This is a genomic window from Nonomuraea sp. NPDC049725, assembly GCF_040674795.1.
GTDB classification, from domain to species: Bacteria; Actinomycetota; Actinomycetes; order Streptosporangiales; family Streptosporangiaceae; genus Nonomuraea; species Nonomuraea ceibae.
Map to the genome: position 1 here is coordinate 13,442 of NZ_JBFANJ010000035.1, position 14,494 is coordinate 27,935.

Annotated in this window: 12 protein-coding genes and 1 pseudogene; 7 read left to right on the top strand and 6 right to left on the bottom strand. The window is 69.8% G+C overall.

The window, feature by feature from the left end:
• The first annotated feature begins 66 nt into the window (after positions 1 to 66).
• Both AB0J53_RS44650 and AB0J53_RS44655 read left to right on the top strand, forming a co-directional pair.
• Positions 67 to 1,101 (top strand): hypothetical protein, encoded by a 1,035-nt coding sequence (locus AB0J53_RS44650; RefSeq protein WP_364184326.1) that lies wholly within the window; start codon positions 67 to 69, stop codon positions 1,099 to 1,101.
• 37 nt (positions 1,102 to 1,138) lie between these two features.
• Complete coding sequence (locus AB0J53_RS44655; RefSeq protein WP_364184328.1) at positions 1,139 to 1,261, top strand: hypothetical protein; 123 nt, start codon at positions 1,139 to 1,141, stop codon at positions 1,259 to 1,261.
• Between the two features lie 227 nt (positions 1,262 to 1,488).
• Here the strand turns inward: AB0J53_RS44655 and AB0J53_RS44660 are convergent, their stop codons facing one another.
• The 3 genes and pseudogenes from AB0J53_RS44660 to AB0J53_RS44670 all read right to left on the bottom strand — a co-directional run bounded on the left by AB0J53_RS44660 (position 1,489) and on the right by AB0J53_RS44670 (position 4,638).
• The gene (locus AB0J53_RS44660; RefSeq protein WP_364184331.1) at positions 1,489 to 2,742 is read right to left on the bottom strand and encodes a YwqG family protein; all 1,254 of its coding nucleotides are present in this window, start codon (positions 2,740 to 2,742) and stop codon (positions 1,489 to 1,491) included.
• A gap of 604 nt (positions 2,743 to 3,346) precedes the next feature.
• Positions 3,347 to 3,610 carry a hypothetical protein gene (locus AB0J53_RS44665; protein WP_364184334.1) on the bottom strand — a complete coding sequence of 88 codons (264 nt, stop codon included), beginning with the start codon at positions 3,608 to 3,610 and terminating at the stop codon, positions 3,347 to 3,349.
• 405 nt (positions 3,611 to 4,015) lie between these two features.
• Positions 4,016 to 4,638 (bottom strand): annotated as a pseudogene (locus AB0J53_RS44670) (TetR/AcrR family transcriptional regulator).
• Here AB0J53_RS44670 and AB0J53_RS44675 point away from each other — a divergent pair.
• Positions 4,553 to 5,131: a substrate-binding domain-containing protein gene (locus AB0J53_RS44675; RefSeq protein WP_364184337.1), complete on the top strand. Its 579-nt coding sequence runs from the start codon at positions 4,553 to 4,555 to the stop codon at positions 5,129 to 5,131. The pseudogene AB0J53_RS44670 and the gene AB0J53_RS44675 sit on opposite strands and share 86 nt — an antisense overlap.
• Before the next feature lie 49 nt (positions 5,132 to 5,180).
• Here AB0J53_RS44675 and AB0J53_RS44680 read toward each other — a convergent pair whose 3' ends face one another.
• Positions 5,181 to 8,084 (bottom strand): BTAD domain-containing putative transcriptional regulator, encoded by a 2,904-nt coding sequence (locus AB0J53_RS44680; protein ID WP_364184340.1) that lies wholly within the window; start codon positions 8,082 to 8,084, stop codon positions 5,181 to 5,183.
• Between AB0J53_RS44680 and AB0J53_RS44685 the strand changes: the two genes are divergently transcribed.
• The 4 genes from AB0J53_RS44685 to AB0J53_RS44700 all read left to right on the top strand — a co-directional run bounded on the left by AB0J53_RS44685 (position 8,041) and on the right by AB0J53_RS44700 (position 12,707).
• Entirely contained in the window at positions 8,041 to 9,108 is a 1,068-nt protein-coding gene (locus AB0J53_RS44685; RefSeq protein WP_364184343.1) for an FAD-dependent monooxygenase, read from the top strand. The two genes, AB0J53_RS44680 and AB0J53_RS44685, sit on opposite strands and share 44 nt — an antisense overlap.
• 32 nt (positions 9,109 to 9,140) lie before the next feature.
• Positions 9,141 to 10,649, top strand: a complete 1,509-nt coding sequence (locus AB0J53_RS44690) for a serine hydrolase domain-containing protein (protein ID WP_364184346.1) — start codon at positions 9,141 to 9,143, stop codon at positions 10,647 to 10,649.
• Between the two features lie 78 nt (positions 10,650 to 10,727).
• Positions 10,728 to 11,852, top strand: a complete 1,125-nt coding sequence (locus AB0J53_RS44695) for a serine hydrolase domain-containing protein (protein WP_364184349.1) — start codon at positions 10,728 to 10,730, stop codon at positions 11,850 to 11,852.
• Positions 11,853 to 11,924: 72 nt separating this feature from the next.
• Positions 11,925 to 12,707, top strand: a complete 783-nt coding sequence (locus AB0J53_RS44700) for an alpha/beta hydrolase (RefSeq protein WP_364184352.1) — start codon at positions 11,925 to 11,927, stop codon at positions 12,705 to 12,707.
• A 356-nt stretch (positions 12,708 to 13,063) separates the two neighbouring features.
• Here the strand turns inward: AB0J53_RS44700 and AB0J53_RS44705 are convergent, their stop codons facing one another.
• Positions 13,064 to 13,729 carry a maleylpyruvate isomerase family mycothiol-dependent enzyme gene (locus tag AB0J53_RS44705; protein ID WP_364184355.1) on the bottom strand — a complete coding sequence of 222 codons (666 nt, stop codon included), beginning with the start codon at positions 13,727 to 13,729 and terminating at the stop codon, positions 13,064 to 13,066.
• 134 nt (positions 13,730 to 13,863) lie between these two features.
• Entirely contained in the window at positions 13,864 to 14,253 is a 390-nt protein-coding gene (locus AB0J53_RS44710; protein ID WP_364184358.1) for a hypothetical protein, read from the bottom strand.
• Positions 14,254 to 14,494 lie beyond the last annotated feature (241 nt).

Here is a 14,494-nt window from a genome sequence, read left to right on the forward strand (position 1 = left end):
CGCCCGAAATCCACCTACCCGGTAGGTAATCGACAGATAAGGGCGATTTGGGGCTGGATATCGGTCATGAACATGAAGCGGAACCTCAGCCTTGTCTTTATTACCGGCGTTCTCTCCTTCGGTGTCGTGGCCACTCCAGCTCAGGCTCAGAAACCGGTCCAGGCCCAGGAACCGGCGCAGCCGGTGATCGAAGGGCGGATGACCCCGCAGGCCAGTACCTTTATCAAGCGACAGACCACCTTCGGCGCCATGCTCACCGAGGACGGCTTCGACGAGCGGGTTGCGGCGTACGAGAAGATCTGGTCGCAGGTCGCCACGCTCTGGGAGGCGGCCAGCCCGATCGTGCAGGGCAGGGAGAACATCAAGAAGGCCATTTCCAACAGCCTCACGCTCCTCCCGTCCTTCAACATGCACCCGACTCGCATCGCCACCGGCGACAACACTGTCATGTACGGCGCCGCCAACCGGGTCGTGGTGCACGGCCACACCATCGACTACCCCGCCATCTACCGCGTCGTGGTGAACAAGGACGGCGACGTGGTGCAAGGACGGCGCTACTACGACAGGTTCACCTGGTTCAACCCGATCGCTCCCGAGGAACTGCGCCTGGAGGACATGTTCGGCGGTATCACCGACTCCGACGAACCCGCGTCCCCCAGGCCAGTGCACCTGAGCCAGCTGACCAAGAACCTTCTCGCCCGCGCCGCCGCCTGGAACGGCAAGAACGCCGAGGCGCTGGTGGACGGCGTCGGCGCGGCACCACTGTCAGGCATCGGCCTCGGCGAGCGCACGCTGCACACCCGATCTGCCCAGCTCGCCTACATCAACAAGCTGGTCGGCAAATTCGAGGACGACCAGGACGGCACCCCCGCCGGCAAGCTCGAACCAGGGCAGACAGTCCGCACCAAGAACGCCACCTATCAGGAGTGGTACGGCACGGTCCGCAGTCAGGGTCGTGACATCACCTACGGCATCATCGAGCGCTTCGGCCACCGGCACGGCAAGATCACCGACTGGAACCTGACGTTCGACACGCTGCCGCTCATCGCCGACCAGGAGAAAATCAGCAAACTGTACGGCCTGCTTGCGGTCAAGCAGTGACCCTAAGCTCACTGTCGAGATCGATCGGCTGACCGCCATGCGCCCGCCGGAAACCGCCGCGCCCGCCCGCACGACCGTGCAGGGGGCCTACTGGTGGATGCCGGGGGAGCGGCAGGAGCAGCAGCGTCTGTCGGTCAGTTCGGAGAGCACTCGGGGCTGATCCGGCTCGGAATGTCGGTGAGAAGTAACAGCACCCAGAGGCTCTACCAATCACCTGACGTGTTCATGCGATTTGCCGATAAAGGACATGCGGAGCCGGGGCGCGCCGGGCACATGGACTCTGGGCACGAACGCCTGCGACTCCCGGACGCCCGTGCCCTGCTCGCGTACCAGACGGGTCTTGACGTGAAGGCTGCGCGGCTGGCCAATGGCGGGAACTTGAATTGATCAATGCATTTGCCACACACCGTGGGATCGGGTGAAGTCACCCGCATCCAGCGCGTCCCGTGGGATGAAGATGTAGACCAGGCCGTTGTCGCCGAGTTGTGCGTCTGGCTCGGAGTCGATCTGGGCCAGGAGCTGCCATTGAGTGGGTGGCGTGCTCGGTTCGGCGGTTGCGCAGTGTCGCCACGGATCGTCCTGCAGGGGGTCGGCGTAGCCGAGCAGGCGGTGCCGGGGCCGGTCATCGTCATTCAACGGGGGATGAAACTCGTTGAGGAACTCGATGAACGCGGCGAATTCCTCGCTCGGGTGGGTCGGGTCATCGCCGGTGAGGTCCAAGCCGGTGAGGTCGTTGTAGAAGGGGCTTTCCAGCGGGGGCAGGGTGGGATCCACTACGGGGATCACCGCGCGGTGCGGAAGTGTCTCGGCTCCTGCGGGCGGTTCTGCGGCGATCAGGTCGCGGGCCTGGGGTGGTTGGGTCATGACCAGGACTCCCGGGCCGTGGGCCGTGTCATCCCAGGCGATGCCACTGCCCAGGTCGGCGAAGATCTGCAGCAGTCCGGCCGGGGGCAGCAATCGCTCGTCATCGCAGCGATTCGTCTCGGCCAGATCGAACTGCGCCAGGAGGGTCATGGGGTGGTTTCGGCGGTGTGGCCAGAGCGCGCCCGGCGGCAGGTCGGGGAGGCCGCCCAGATGGGTGCGGCCCGCGGTCACGCCGTCGCGGCGGGGAGCCAGGCCGATCCCGGGGCGGCGCAATGCCACCAGGGCGTCCGCGTGCTGGCCCAGCCTGAGGTCCTGGCACACGGCCCGGATCCAGTGCTCGTCGTTGGCGGAGTCGACCGCCGCAACCCAGGTTTGCAGGGTGCGAGGATCGGTGAACCGCTCAAGAAACTGAGGCGCGGCCTGTGCCTCATCGTCTTTCAGCGCAACCTGGGAAAACTCCAGCATGCCGGGCGTCATAGACCATCCGCCTGTCCGGCCGACGACACAGGCCAGCAGTGACGGCAGTGACTGAACCCACGCCTGGACATAGGCGTGGGTTCGCTCGGGAGTCTGCCCTGCCGGGACCAGTTGGACTGCCTGCTCTGCGGATTCGCCGGTGTCCTCGTTGTGCAGGCGCAACCTCACGCCGAGGGATCCGTCACTTGCGCGAACGAGGCCAGGCTCCGCAAGCTCCAGGCGTGCCTGCTCATGCTTGGCGGGCAAGCCTGTTCGTAACAGTGCTTCCAGCGCTTCCACGTTCACGTCCTGTTCGCGCACCGGGCCATCATGATCCGCAAAGTACCGGCCGCTCTGTTCGGCGGCAACGGCTCGGGTCGGCCGGTGGAGGAGCCGGGCCGGATCGTGTACCCGCCGCAGGCGTTCGCGCCGGCGCCGGGGCTGCGCTGGCCGGTCGCGGTCTGGCACGACCTCAGAGGCACCGAGGGCAAGGTGCTGGGCGAGGACTACGGCGGCAGCGCCTCTGACTGGCGGTATGCGCCTAGATCCACCGGCCGTCGTCGTGCAGGGCACGCCCGCTCGGGCATTGCCACCACGGTCACGGTGCCGTCGACGGCGCACACCGGCACCCGTGGCCCTGCGGCTGGTCGGGGTGCAGCCGGAGCGGTTCGGCTCGTACATGGTCTCGCGCAGGAAATGACCACTCCAAGATCGACGGAGGACTGCTGGACGATGCGATCGGAGCCGCCCACGCCTCGGAGTGCCTCGACGAGGAAGGCGGAGACTCCGGTGTCCCATCAACACGTTCCAGCCCGACGGGTCCGTGGTCGCCAAGGGCATCCTCAGCAGCGGTACCTCCGGTACGTTCGACTGCTGGCTGACGTTCACCGACATCACCACGGTCCGAGCGGCTTACGGTGCGACGTCATGAAACGCAGGCAAGGAAGGCAGACTCAATGGCCACGCGCAGGACCAGCATGGTGGGCAGAGCGCTCCCGGCGGCGTGCGTCGCGCTGGCCTTGGCGGGATGCAGCACATCGCAATGGCGAGACGTCAAGAATGTGACGCTGTCGCCCGATGGGCGGACGTTGACCGTGAAGGTCCTGTTCAGCCGCCCCCCATCGAACCCTGAGCCATGCGAGCGTGTGGCCGCCACTTCCATGGAGGAGACCGGGTCCACGGTTGTCATCGGTGTCCTCGTGGAGGAGGACATCTGCGATCGGCCATGGCCTTGGGAAGAGCCGACGTACAACATGTTGATGGGATACGCGCATCCAGTAGAACTCCGGCTGCAGGCGCCCCTGGGCAACCGGTCAGTGGTGAACACCGCGACCGGGAAACCTGTCCCGGTCAGCCTGCAGTCGAAGTAGCACGATGTTGCCCAAGTGGCCGGCCCGCCGATCCACTGGCCGCCTTCCCCGCCCACCACAGCGAGATCCGCCTCGGCTACGCCCGCGTCCCCACTGCCGGCAAGAGCCTCGAACGCCAACTCGACGCGCCCAATACCGCCGGGTGCCGGCGGGTCTTCGCCGGCAAGAACGCCGAACGCGGCGGAGGGTATGTCTAGATAACGGTGGTTCTCGCTCTTGATTAGTTATCGGGTGGGCGGTGGCTCCGCGGGTCCATTCATGGCGTTCAGGGCGTGTGCGATGAGGGTGTCGAGTTCGCGAGCGTCCGGCATGCCGAGGTCATAGAGCAGGCGGTAGTGCAGCGGGCCGTACAGCAGGTAGAGAGCGACATCCGGGTCGGCGTCGGGAGGGAGCTGCCCCTGCTGCTGGGCGCGGCGCAGCCGGTCTCTGAACAGTTCGAGCTGCGGTTCCAGCAGGAGCTCCGGAGTTGGCGGGCGACGTCGGGGTTCTGGAGCCCTTCGGCGATCACTCCGGCCAGGGGTGAGGTGCGGGGCGGGTGGATCGCGGCGATGAGGCCCTGCATCTGGGTGCGCAGGTCGGCGGCGAAGTCGCCGGTGTCAGGGTAGCCGGTGGTCTGCTCGGCGATCTCGATGAGCAACTCGATGGTCACCATGGCCTTGGAGGGCCACCAGCGGTAGATGGTGGGCTTGCCGACGCCGGCGCGGGAGGCGATGGCCTCGATGGTGACGTCCGCATACCCCTTCTCGGCGATGAGTTGGGCGGTGGAGTCCAGGATCGCGCGGCGGGCGCGGATGCTGCGCCGGGCCGGATCGGGCGGGGTGGGGGCGGGGCTGCAACTGCGGGTCAGCCTGGGGCTTCCCGACGGGCTGCACGCCGAGCTGGCCAAGGGCGGGCTCGATCTGGTCATCTCCGCGCAGCGTCCCCGCCGCCGGGGACTGCACGTCGAGCCGCTCACCGGCGAGGAGTTCGCGCTGGTCGCGGCTCCGCGGTGGATCATCGCCGACATAGATCACGCGCCGCTGGTCGCGTACGGGGAGAACCTCCCGATCCTGCGCCGCTACTGGCGCACCGTCTTCGAGGCACGGCTGACCCGGCCGCCCGCGGTGGTGGTGCCCGACCTGCGCGGCGTGCTCGCGATGGTGACGGCGGGGGCGGGGATCACCGTCCTGCCCACGTACCTGTGCGCCACCGAACTCGCCGACGGCCGGCTCCGCCTCCTGAACGCGCCGGAGCTGCCGCCGATCAACACGCTCTTCCTCGCCTCCCGAGCCGGGATCACTCACCTGGCCGCCGCCGCGGTCCGTGGTCGGCTCCTCCTTCAGGGACGGACCTGGACGTGAGCAGTCAGCGCGGTGCCGGCGGACCTTCTGAACAGGTAAGCCAAGATCGTCACAGGAGGGCCCTGGCGGTGTCAGCGGCGGGGTTGCCGAGCTCTTCGAGCAGGCGGATCGCCTCCTGGGCGTGAGTACGGGTCAGGGCGGTGTGGCCGAGTGCGTGACGGGCCTTGGCCAGGCCGAGGTGGCCGTGGGCGGCTTCGTGGGGATCGTCGATCTCCGTGGCCAGAGCGAGTGAGGCGTCGTGATCGATGAGGGCCTGATGGTGGTCGCCCATGGCTCGTGCGGCGGCGCCCAGGGCGTTCAGGGTCTCCGCCTGCAGGTGCGGGCCGAGGTCGCGGCTGATCGCGTAGGCGCGCTCGAAGGCGCGGCGAGCGGCGTCGTGCTCGCTCTGGTCGGTGTGGAGGTTGCCGAGGGCGAGCTGGGCGTTCCAGAGGCTTGCCTGGCTGCCGATCTCGTGGTTGAGCCGCTGGGCCTGCATCAGGTGGTCGCGGGCCAGGTCGGGCTTGCCCAGTTGCCTGTAGGTCTCGCCCATGTCGATCAGGAGGACCCCTGTGCCGACGCGGTTGTCCGCCTTCTGGAACAGTTCCAGTGCCTGTTGGTAGTGGTCGTGGGCGCCGTGGACGTCGCCTCGGCGTTCGAGCGAGTGGCCCAGGAAGTGATGTCCCACCGCTTCGCCCTCCGGGTCGCCGGCCGCCCGGCAGGTGCTGATCGCCTCGTGGGCGTACTGGACGGCCTGGGCCACGTTCCCCAGGGCGTGGTGAGTTCTGGCCAGGTCCGCGAGGGTGCGGCCCTCGCTCCACAGGTCGGCTGCCTGCCGTACCGCTGAAAGGGATTGCAGGTGGAGGGTGAGTGCGGCGCCGCGGCGGCCGCGTTCCTCCAGGAAGGGGAACAGGGTCGTGGACAGGAAGAAGGCCTGCGTGTGCCAGCCGTGTTCCGCCGCATGCGCGCCGACGGCCAGGAGGGCGGGCAGTTCGGTGTCCAGCCAGGCCGCGGCGTCGGCGCGGTCGGACAGGAGTGGGGTCTCCAGGCCCGGGGCGGGCTCGTGCGGAGCTGGGAGAACCCTGTCCGCGTACCTGAGGTCGGCGGCCAGGCCCGTCAGGTGGGTGTAGAAGGCGAAGAGCCTGGTCAGGGCGGCCTTTGCGGAGGCGTCCTGTTCCTCCAGAACGGCGGCTGACCTGGCGTGGTCGCGCAGGAGGTCGTGGAAGGTGTAGCGGCCTGGTTCCTGCTGGAGGAGCATGTGGGTGTCCAGCAGGTCTTCCAGGAGCGATTCGGCACGCGTAACGGTCAGGCCGGCGAGGGCGGCGGCCGCGTAGGCGTCGATGTCCTGGCCGGGGTGGAGACCGAGCAGGCGGAACATGCGCCGATGGTCGGCGCTCAGCTGCTCGTACGACAGCCCGAAAGCGGCCGCGACGCCCCGTTCCGCGGTGGCCAGTTCGGCCAGGCGGCGGCCCTGGTCGCGCAGCCGTACGGCGAGGTAGTCCACCGTCCACCGGGGACGGTGGCGCAGCCGCGCGGCGGCGATGCGCACGGCCAGCGGAAGGAACCCGCACAGGCTCAGGACCTCGGCGACGGCAGCGGGCTCCTCCCGCGCGCGCGGCCCGACGACGCCGGTGAACAGCTCGACCGCGTCACGCTCCGAGAGCACGTCGACGGAGATGGCGTGGGCGCCGTCCAAGTCGGTCAGCCTGCGCCGGCTGGTGATCACGGCCATGCTGCCCGAACCGCCGGGCAGCAGCGGCCTGACGTGCTGGGTGTCGGCGGCGTTGTCGATGACGACCAGGGCGCGCAGGCCCGACAGTTCGGCGCGCCACAGCGCGGCGCGTTCGGAGGTCCCTGGCGGTACGCGCTCGGCGGGGACGCCGAGCTGGCGCAGCAGGATCTCCAGCGCGTCGCCGGGATCGACGGGGTCCCGGCCTGCGGTGTGGGCCTGCAGGTCGACGAAGAGCGCGCCGTCGGGGAAGCGCTCGGCGAGCAGGTGTCCCGCGTGTACGGCCAGCGTGGTCTTGCCGATGCCCGCCATGCCGTCGATCGCGACCACGCTCACCCCGTCGGGCAGCATGGCGAGCCGCTCGAGCTCGGCTTCCCGGCCGGCGAAGTCGGGCACGTCGTACGGCAGGAAGTTCACCACCGCGGGCCGGTCGTCTCTCAGCACCGCTTCCTCGACGGCCGCGAACTCCCGGCTGGGGTCCAGGCCCTGCTGCGCGGCCAGCGTCGTGCGGTAGTCACGCGCGGCCGCCAGCGCCTCCGCCTGCCGTCCCGATCGGTGCAGCGCCAGCACGTACTGCCCGCGCAGGCGCTCCCGCAGCGGGTGGCCGGCCACTTCCGCGGCGAGCTCGTCCAGCAGCACGGCATACCGCCCGGCCTCCAGCTCCAGCTCCGCCAGCCGTTCCAGCGCCGTCAGCCGCTGCTCCTCCAGCAGGGCCCGGGTGGCGGGCACGAAGTCGGCCTGCACGTCGGCCAGCGCCTGCCCTCGCCAGAGCCCGAGCGCCTGGCGGATCTCCTCGCGGTCGCCCGCGGCCAGCCGCCTGAACTCGTGCACGTCCACCTGACCCGGCTCCGTCACCACGGCATAGCCGCCGGGACGCGTCTGCACGATGTTCTCGGCCTGCGCCGCGCGCAGCATCCGGCGTATCGCCATCACCGACGCCTGGACCTGCGCCTTGGCCGTCTCCGGTGGGGTCGGCCCCCACATCGCCTCGATCAGCCGGTCCGTGCTCACCGTGCTTCCCGCGTTCAGCAGAAGGTAGGCGAGCATCGCTCGATGCCGGGGCGCTCCGCCCAGCACGTGCCCGTCAGCGCTCACCTCCACTGTGCCCAGAAGCGAGAAGCGCATAGAGACCATATGGGCGAATGTATCAACGCCCTCGCTCAGTATTTCTCCAGGCCTCGGCACGTACAGGACAGGAGGACACATGAGCGGAGACGCACTGATCTCAGGTGCGGGTGTCGCGGGCATGTCGCTGGCGTACTGGCTGCACGGGCAGGGCTACGCGGTGACCGTGGTGGAGCGGGCCGCCGCGTTGCACGGCACCGGGTACGCGGTCGACTTCCGCGGGCAGGCGATCGGCGTCCTGGACGGCATGGGTCTGCTGTCGCAGATGCGCGATCACGCCACGGGACTGGGGGCGATCACGCTCGTCGACGGTGACGGGAAGTGGATCGGTGAGGTTCCCGGGGAGACGCTCGCCGGCGACCTGACGGTGCTCAAGCCCGATGTGACGCGCATCCTGCACAGCATCACCGCCGACGACGTCTCCTACGTCTTCAACGACTCGATCACCGCGATCGACCAGGGCGAGGACGGCGTCAGCGTCGAGTTCGAACGGGCAGCCGGGCGCAGGTTCGACCTGGTGGTCGGCGCCGACGGCGTCCACTCCGGCGTTCGCCGCCACGTCTTCGGTCCCGACCGCGACTTCGTCCAGCACCTGGGCATGTCGGGTGTCGGATTCACCACGGCCAACCGGCTGGGCCTCGACCACGAGGGCCTGCTGTACAGCGGGCCAGGCAGGGCCGTCCACGTGTTCAGCTGCGGCGACCCCGGCAGGATGACCGTGAGCCTGTCGTTCGCCACCGCTTCGGCCGACGTGGACAGGCTCGGCCGCGGCTCGAAGGAACGCCTGGTCCGCGAGCGCTTCGCCGGCGCGGGATGGCTGGTGCCACGGCTGCTGGAGGAGATGCGGCTGGCTCGCGACTTCTCCTTCTTCTCCGCCTGCCAGATCGTCATGGACCGTTGGTCACACGGCCGCGTCGTCCTCGTCGGCGACGCCGGCTACTGCGCGGCGCCGATGGCGGGCATGGGCGCCTCCCAGGCCCTGATCGGGGCCCGCCTGCTGGCGACCCGCCTGGTGGAGACGGACGGCGACCACACCGTCGCGTTCCCCGCCTACGAACGTGAACTATGCCCCTACGTCACCGAGAACCAGGCCAAGGGCGCAGAGGCGGCGAAGGCGTTCGGCTTCACCATCCGCCCGTCCCATTGATTTTCCGTAACGCATCGAAGGAGCACACCATCATGTCCATCACCCTTACCGAGCAGGACAAGAACACCCTGCGGATCGCCGCGTGGGGCGCCGTCTCGCTGATGTCCGCCGCCGGCGCCGCCGGCTCGGCGCACCAGGCCGGGACCGACGGTTCCCTCGCCCTGACCTCCGCGACAGGGCTGGTCGGGCACGTGCTCGCCAAGGCGCCCAAGGGTGTGAAGTACGGCAGGTCCGTGGCCGAGCTGGCCGATCAGGTGCTGCCGGCCCTGAACGCCTCCATGAGCCTGCTGAAGGAGCAGGCCGCGACAGAGGCCGGCAACTTCCGCCGCACCGTCCTCGTCGCCGTCGAGGCAGCCGCCCGCACCCACCAGGGCGAGCCCAGCCCCACCGTGGCAGAGATGGCCCGCAAGATCACCGCAGCTCTGGACACCGCTCCGGCCACGCCGCACGGGCAGGATCGCCCGGAGTTGCAGAAGCTCATCCAGGAGATGGTCGACTCCGGTTTCGTCGGAGTGACGCTGCGGGTGCGTGACGAGCAAGGCGAATGGGCCGGCAGCGCCGGGGCGGGCGAGCTCGCCGGGACCGAAGCGCCACCGATCGACGGGCATGTCCGGATCGGCAGCAACACCAAGACGTTCACCGCCACCGTGGTGCTGCGACTGGTGGCCGAGGGCAAGATCGCCCTGGACACCCCGGTGGACGACTATCTGCCCGAGTTCGGGCTGGACCGGCGGATCACCGTGCGGATGCTGCTGCAGCACACCAGCGGGGTGTTCAACTTCACCGGCGAGTACTTCGAGGACGGCACGTTCGTGGCGGGGATCCCCGCCACCCCCGCGGGCAAGGCGTGGGTGGACAACCGGTTCCACAGCTACCGGCCGGAGGAGCTCGTACGACTGGCGCTGACCAAGCCGGCGAGGTTCGAGCCGGGCACCGACTGGAGCTATTCCAACACCAACTATGTGCTGGCCAGGCTGCTGATCGAGAAGGTCACCGGCCGCTCGGTCGCCGAGGAGATGCGGCGCCTCGTCCTGGGGCCGCTCGGCCTGACGGGCACCGTCCAGCCGAACACCGAGCAGGAGATCCCCGCGCCGCACGCGCACGCCTACTACCGCTACGACGAGGACGGCCAGGCCCGGACGGTCGACGTCACCCGGCACAACCCCTCCTGGATCTCCAGCGGCGGCGACATGATCTCCACCACCCAGGACCTGCAGACGTTCGTCACCGCGCTGCTGGGCGGCAAGCTGCTGCCGGCCGAACTGCTGGCCGAGATGTGCACGCCGGAGTCCAAGGCCGGCTACGGCCTGGGCGTGTTCGTACAGGAGACGCCGGGCGGCGGCAAGGTCATCACGCACAACGGCGGCATGGCGGGCCACGCGGCCCTGATGTACAGCACACCTGACGGAGGCAGGACGTTGACCGCCGCGCTGAACTACGTGGACGACGCCGACATGTCCGTGGGCGCGGCATTCCAGCAGGCGACGCAGCGTCTGGTCGCCGAGGTGTTCGGCAGCGGCCAGGCCGGATCGGCTCAGTAGCCGGCGCCTCGATCACCCTGACCGCTGGTCTGCGCCAGCGGTCAGGGCCCCTCGACATCAGAACAAGGAGTCACCCCGATGAACACCATGACGGTCAGAGGCACCGTCGCCGACGGCTTCGAGAACGTCAGGGACGAGTTCGCCGCGGTCGTCACCGCCGAACCCGGGCTGGGCGCGCAGCTCGCCGTACGGCTGGCCGGCCGGCAGGTGGTGGACCTGTGGGCCGGGCCGGGAGTGAGCGGCGAATCCCTGTTCGCGCTGTACTCGTCCGGCAAGGGCGCGGCCTACCTGGTCGTCGCGCTGCTGGTCCAGGACGGCGTGCTGCACCTGGACCAGGCCGTGGCCACGCACTGGCCGGAGTTCGCCGCGGAGGGCAAGAGCGACCTCACCCTCCGAGACCTGCTCGGCCACCGTGCGGGGCTGATCGGCGTGGACGGCGGCTTCAGTGCGGCGGAGCTGGCCGACGACCGGCTGCTCGCCCTGCGGCTGGCCGCGCAGAGGCCCTACTGGCGGCCTGGGAGCGCGTACGGCTACCACGCCTTCGTGATCGGCGCGCTCATCGGCGAGGTGGTGCGCCGGGTGACCGGCCGGTCGATCCAGGAGATCTACACCGAGCGGGTGCGCACCCCGTACGACCTGGACTTCTACCTGGGGCTGCCCGAGGCTTTGGAGCCGCGTTACGTGCCGGTACGGCCGGCGCGAGACGACGGGCAGCGCGCTCCCGCGCCGGACAGCCTGACCGGGATCGCCTTCAACCTCAACGCCACCCCGCCGACCGACCTGGTGGAGTTCGCCAACACCCGGTCCGTGCGCGCGCTGGGCCCCACCTCCTCGGGGAGCGTCGGCAACGCCCGCGGCCTGGCCACGCTCTACGCCGCGGCCATCTCCGAGGTCGACGGCCGGCCGCCGTTGCTGACCCCTGGGACCCTGGCCGAGTTCACCGAACCACACTCGACCGGCGCCGACCTGGTCACCGGTGAGCCCGACCACTTCCTCCTGGGGTTCGAGGCCCAAGGGGTTCGCTATCCCCAGCTCGGCGCCGACGCGTTCGGGCACAGCGGCGCCGTGGGCGCCCAGTCGTTCGCCGACCCCCACCACGGGATCGCCTACAGCTACACCCGCAACCGCTTCGCCGCCGGCGGAGGTGGCGGCGCGCTGGAGAACCACCGGCTCATCGCCGCAGTGCTGCGCGCGATCGGCTGAGACCGGGACACCGGTGGCATCCAGGAGGCCCGTGCCCGCCGTGAGTCAGCCGATGAGGAAGGATGTCAGGCTGTGCTTGATCTCAATGCCTTGCGCGCTCCGCGTACCCGCGTCCCCGGACCCGACCTGCCGCACGTCAGCGACCTGAGCGGCCCCGGCAAGCTGAGGCTGCGCCACTACCGGCCGGCCGACGAGCCGCGGCCGATGATCGTGTTCCTGCACGGCGGCGCGTTCATCCTGGGCGACCTCGACAGCCACGATCGCACCTGCCGCCGGATCGCCGCCGCCTGCGACGTGGAGGTGCTGGCCGTCGACTATCGGCTCGCACCCGAGCACCCCTACCCGGCGGCGATCGACGACGCGGTCGAGGTGCTGCGCTGGGCGAAGCCGTGGGCCGTCGCCGGGGACAGCGCCGGCGGCTACCTGGCCACGATGGCCTGCCTGCGGCTGCGCGACGCCGGGGAGCCGCTGCCCGCCGCACAGGTGCTCATCTGTCCGAACACCGACCTCACGCTCGCGTCGGCGAGCGTCCGGGAGCAGGGCGGGTGGGGGCTCGACCCGGCGTTCCTGCACGAGGCGATCTCCTGCTGGACGCCCGACCCCGCCGACCCGGCCGCGAGCCCCTTGAGCGCGCCCAGCCTGTACGGCCTGCCGCCCGCCGTGGTGATCACCGCCGAGCGCGACCCCCTGCGTGACGAGGGCGAAGCCTATGCCGAGCGGCTGCGCGAGGCCGGTGTCGAGGTGACAAGCAGGCGGGAGGAGGGCCTGGAGCACGGATTCATCCAGAATCTCGACGAGGCGGCGATCGCCGCCACCGAGCGGATTTTTCAGGATGTTCAACGGCTTCTGCCCTGACCTTCGGCATCGCCATCGTCGAGGGGTAGGCGACGCTGACCCGGTCGGGCTCGCCCGGCTACATCGCCCCGGAGCGGCTCCGCGGTGGCGGCGCTGGTGACGGGCGGGGTTCTGCTGCGGGCGGCCCCGGGCGGTGCTGGAGGGCCCGGCGGCACGGCCGTCCTCAGTACGTCCGCCGGTGGGACGCCGTCCGCGTCGCCTGGCAGGGGGACGGCGGGCGCTGTGGTGCAGGTGGATCCGTGCAGGTCGACTATCGGGTGGCGGGCAGGTCGGCGGTCACGGACCAGGTGCGGGAGCAGGCGGAGCGCGTCACCCGGTACGCCCTGGGCAACCTGCCGTGACCGCCGGACCCCGGGTCAGGTCATGTCGCGCCGGTCGCGCAGGATGTCGACGCCGTCGCCGTCAAGTTCGTCGCAGAACACCGAGCGTCCGGTCGTGGCCATCACCAGCGCCAGCGTGGTGCCGGACACCAGCGGGCCGGAGCCCGTGGCGAAAGGGCCGTCGGTGGCGACGAGCCGCAGGCCGGTGATCCGTCTCTTGGCGGCGACGACCAGGTCCGAGCCCTGGTAGTACTCGGCCACCCGGGTGAGGGTCTCGATCGGGTAGTCATGGCGAATGCCCAGCGGCCGCCGGATGTCCTCGGCATGCACGACCGTTTCGCCCAGCATCGCGATGACCGGGAGAGGCGGCTTGGTGGTGCTCGTGATGACGCGGCGGAACCTGTCATGCGTCTCGGCCGTGGTCGCGCCCAACTGCTCGGCCAGCCGCATGGCGACCTGCTTGTCGAAGTCGAACCGGTAGCGGATCACCCCCGCCAGCCACCGCACGCCGTTGAGGCTCGCCCCTGCGGTGAGGTGCGCCAGCACCTCCCGCACCGTCAACCCGGCACACAACGACGGCGTCGCCCACTGCTCGTCGGTCAGACCCGCCAGGTCGCCCGCCAGAGCCGCTCGCTCGGCACGCACCAGCGGCCAGAGGTCAGCCGCGCGGCTGCCGCGTGCTTCCGGTGCCGGATCGGTCATGTCGGACGGCCTTTTCTCGTCAGTCACAGGAGTCCTCGCGTCAGGTCGGTCAGGAAGGTCGAAGGTGGAGACTTCCGCCAGGGCGCGAAATCATCGGTGACTTGCCGGTACGGGGCCACGGCCGCGCTATGTGCTCACCAGCAGCGGAGGTTCCAGGTGCCGGAGGAAATCATATCGACGGCGACCGACACGTGGCCGGCGGACTTCTGCAGGACGATGACGCTCAGTTCGGAGAAGTGCGTGTCAGCCCGCATGAAGGGAGCCGCCTCGTAGTAGCGCTTGATCTCCTCGGGTGGGCGTTCGGTGCGGAGGTTGAACGTGAAGCCGACCCAGCAGTCGCCGGAGTCCCCGATCAGGGGCTCCTGAGGTTCGGACCCGGCGAACGTCGTGCCCGGCGGCATCGGATGTTCGAGGGCTCGCTCCTCGAAGCTCGCCAAGCGGTGATCGGTGATCCACTGGGGGACCGCCACGACGGCGTACAGCAGGAGGAAGGGCGCGGCGCCGATGGCCGCCCCGATGAGCACCCATTTCAGAACGGATGGCCGGGAGGTCTTACCCGTAGGTCGCACTCGCCAATGGTCACACAGGAGCCGCAGGCCCGTGCTCGGTTCATTTCCGCGGGCGTTCGCTCGGGATCGATAATGGGCCGATGGCCTGGATCGGTGGATTGTCCGGTCGGCGGGGCGACGGCGTGATCGCGGCGGTCACCACCGCGGCCACCCTCGGCCCGCTGCTGGTGTCCGGCCCGAAGGCGTGGTGGATCGT